Origin of the sequence: Idiomarina sp. UBA3176, assembly GCF_002364295.1 — a bacterium.
Taxonomy (GTDB): domain Bacteria; phylum Pseudomonadota; class Gammaproteobacteria; order Enterobacterales; family Alteromonadaceae; genus Idiomarina; species Idiomarina loihiensis.
This window is the reverse complement of sequence record NZ_DEXU01000004.1, coordinates 7686-9656: the sequence shown is the minus strand read 5'-3', so window position 1 is coordinate 9656 and position 1971 is coordinate 7686. Positions and strand designations below refer to the sequence as shown.

Here is a 1971-nt window from a genome sequence, read left to right as displayed (position 1 = left end):
ACTCCCTGGAACGTTTTTATTATATCGCTTCCTTATACAGAAGCTGATTAAAACTTAACAGGAAGTTGCAACATTGTAAACTTTTAGAGCTTTTTTTGTTAACACCCATCAATCGTATGATGTAATCGGTCTTGATACATCGTTTTTTATTTACCACACTGAACGCAACTCCCAACAACACCTGTTTCAGGAAAAGCGACGGTCTGAATCGTTAAATTTTTGAAACCAGCGTCTTCAAATAGCGCTTTAGTCTCATTTTCATCACCTAACTGTTCTGTTGCTTTTAGTAAGCTAACCAACCGGGCTTTGTGCTCAGTTATCGCATTGATGTAGCCCGAAAGTACTCGGTGTGACTCATCAGAGTTTCCGTGAGCCGCGGCCTGCAATGCATGCTTTGTTGCCGGAACAAAGTTCATGGCCTGGAAAGCGCCATATTGCTCATACTTTCTGGCGAATTGATTTAGATTGTGTTGTTCCTGTAGCGCGGGTTTTGGCAAATTACTGGAGCCATGTTTTAACAAGGCTTCCTGAAGCGGCGTTACCGATTTCTTAAGTTGTTTAAGCACAGAAGGGATAAACTCAAACAAGGCTTTACTGTTTTTATAAATATTAGAGTCGGTTGAGTGCACCAAAGCAATAACACTGCCGCCACGCTTAAGTTGCAAGTGCAGGTTTTTAAGCCCTGCCTCCATATCACCATATTCAAGGCCAAAGTGAGAAACGAAAGTTCCTACCTTTTTATTCGAAGGTAACTTAAAGGTTTCGTAAGGCGTTTCGGCGTGTAGCTTCAGTGTGTCATTAAAGGGCTTGAGCTCAGCTGAGTCTATTCCCAGCACATCGAGCTTTTTGCCTTTTTCTTGTGAGTATTCTGTTAACCACTGAACGACAATACCATTTCCGGTACCAACATCGACAATTGGTTGCTTCAGCTCATTTTCGTCCATACGCTCAAACCAGAACTTGCGCATTTGGTAGGCCTGTAAGCGTGCTTTATCATCTAAGAAGCTGGCTTTTGCGCCTTTTTGCCAATAGTCACTCCACGGATTTTTTGTTGTTTTCATGGATACTCCAATAAATTATCAGCATAAAACTGTAGCTGAGCATACTATGCTCTAAATACAATGTCAGCTTAGATGTAACCAACCGCGGACAATAAAAAAGCCAGCCGGGAAATCCCGACTGGCTTTGCTAGCTACCAACCTTCGACAAAAGGTTTTAGAAGCTCATTGTTACGCCCGCGAAGTAATAACGGCCTGTAACATCATAAGCTTGTGACGCAGTATTAATACCTGTCGCGCCTGTATTACTTCCTTGCGGAAGAATTGGAGGCTGCTTATCGAACGCATTGCGAATACCAACATTAAACTCGAAATTATCGTTCAGATAATAACGTGCTGAAATATCATGGTAAGTTACCGAACCTACGTTGTTATAATCGCCATACGCAGCACCTGTTGTATAGTTATAATTTTCACCGTTAAGTGAATCTACAGAACTATCCCAGTGGCGAATTCTCCACGAAACACTAACATCATCCAAAGAGTAAGCTAAGTTGAGGTTTGCACGATGCTCAGGCGTAGTTATTTCGCCTGCGTAGTAAGTCGTGCTGCCATCGTAAATAGACTCAATTGAATACTCGTCAGTGTAGTTCCAAATGAAATCAGCAGAGAACATACCGTCTGCAATTTGAGTGCGGTAGTTCATCTCAAAATCAACACCAGATGTACGAATGATGTTTTCGTTAGAAGAACTGCTGTTAACATCAACTAACACACCATTAGAACTGCGAAGAACCTGATCACTACAAGTCGGATCAAAGCTACCAGGAGATACATCGTAGCAACGCTCAAGTACTAAGTTACGTGAAGTGACAGAGATTGCGTCTTCAACTTTGATTTTGTAGTAATCCATAGTTGCAGACAACTCTTCATTAATTTGCCAGATAGCACCGACACTATAAGTATCAGCGGT

Annotated in this window: 1 protein-coding gene and 1 pseudogene; both read right to left on the bottom strand. The window is 41.9% G+C overall.

Annotated elements, in window-relative coordinates:
• Positions 1 to 146: 146 nt before the first annotated feature.
• Positions 147 to 1061 (bottom strand): class I SAM-dependent methyltransferase, encoded by a 915-nt coding sequence (locus tag B2U97_RS01520; RefSeq protein ID WP_286822706.1) that lies wholly within the window; start codon positions 1059 to 1061, stop codon positions 147 to 149.
• Between the two features lie 154 nt (positions 1062 to 1215).
• Positions 1216 to 1971 (bottom strand): annotated as a pseudogene (locus B2U97_RS01515) (TonB-dependent receptor); the annotation flags it as partial.